Origin of the sequence: Mesorhizobium sp. B1-1-1 (genome assembly GCF_006442955.1) — a bacterium.
Taxonomy (GTDB): domain Bacteria; phylum Pseudomonadota; class Alphaproteobacteria; order Rhizobiales; family Rhizobiaceae; genus Mesorhizobium.
On the sequence record NZ_VFWW01000031.1, the window covers coordinates 1 to 1,050 of the forward strand.

General features: G+C 59.8%; 1 protein-coding gene. It reads right to left on the reverse strand.

Features of this window, described 5'->3' with window-relative positions:
* Positions 1 to 10: 10 nt before the first annotated feature.
* A protein-coding gene (locus FJ986_RS30325) for an IS630 family transposase (RefSeq protein ID WP_140501651.1) occupies positions 11 to 959 on the reverse strand; the annotation gives its coding sequence in 2 pieces (ribosomal slippage) (positions 11 to 622 and positions 624 to 959; 948 coding nt in all).
* Positions 960 to 1,050: the final 91 nt, after the last annotated feature.

A 1,050-nucleotide genomic window follows, 5' to 3' on the forward strand; every position in this document is an offset into this window, starting at 1 on the left:
CTAGAGCGTTTCATATCTTGACGGAAGCGTAGCCTGCGTTTTCGAAGTAGTTCCTGCATTCGGCTGCCTCGATTGTTTCGACGAGGTGGCCGATGTGGCGCCAAGTGTCCTCGATTGTACGTTTCTGAGCTTGGCGCATCCAGTGTTTGATCTTGGCGAAGGCCTGCTCGATCGGATTGAGGTCCGGGGAATAGGGCGGCAGGTACCAAAGCCTGGCGCCGGCAGCTTTGATCATCTGCCTGATGGCCGCCGACTTATGACTTCCCAGATTATCCATGACGACAATATCGCCGGGCTTCAGCACCGTGATGAGCTGCTGCTCGACATAGGCCCGGAAGCATTGGCCGTTGATCGGGCCGTCGAAGACGCAAGGCGCTGTGAGCCGATCCCAGCGCAGCGCGCCGAGGAAGGTCAGCGTGCGCCAGTGGCCGTGCGGAGCCAGGCCGCGCAGCCGCTTGCCCTTCGGCCCCCAACCGCGCAGCGGAGCCATGTTGGTCTTGATCCAGGTCTCATCGATGAAGACCAGGCACTGCGGATCGAGGCCGGTCTGCCAGGATCGCCATCGCTGACGCCTGCGGGCAATATCGGCGCGTGCCTGCTCAAGGGCGAACAGCGTTTTTTTTGAAGCTCAGGCCCTCGCGCCTCAAGAACAGCCACACCGTATTGTGCGAGACCTTGATCCCGCGCGCATCCAACTCGTCCTTCAGCCGATGCAGCGTCAGTTCAGAGGTCTGATTGATCCGCTCCACAATGAAAGCCCGATGGGGCTCCAGAACGCGCTTACGGTGTCCGCCCATCTTGCCCGGCGCCACCGAGCCGGTGGCACGGTAACGCTGCGACCACTTCACCACAGAGGAAACCGCAACGCCAAAGCGCGAGGCAACCGCACGGCAGGTCTCCCCGTCGACAACTGCCGCTACTGCACGCTCACGAAGATCATTTGAAAGCGCTCGCGTCATCAGATGCTGGCCTCCAATCCAGCCAGCATCTTGAATCACAAACATCCGGTTTTGGGAATCCTACGATTCTCCCAAAATAGGAAATGCTCTA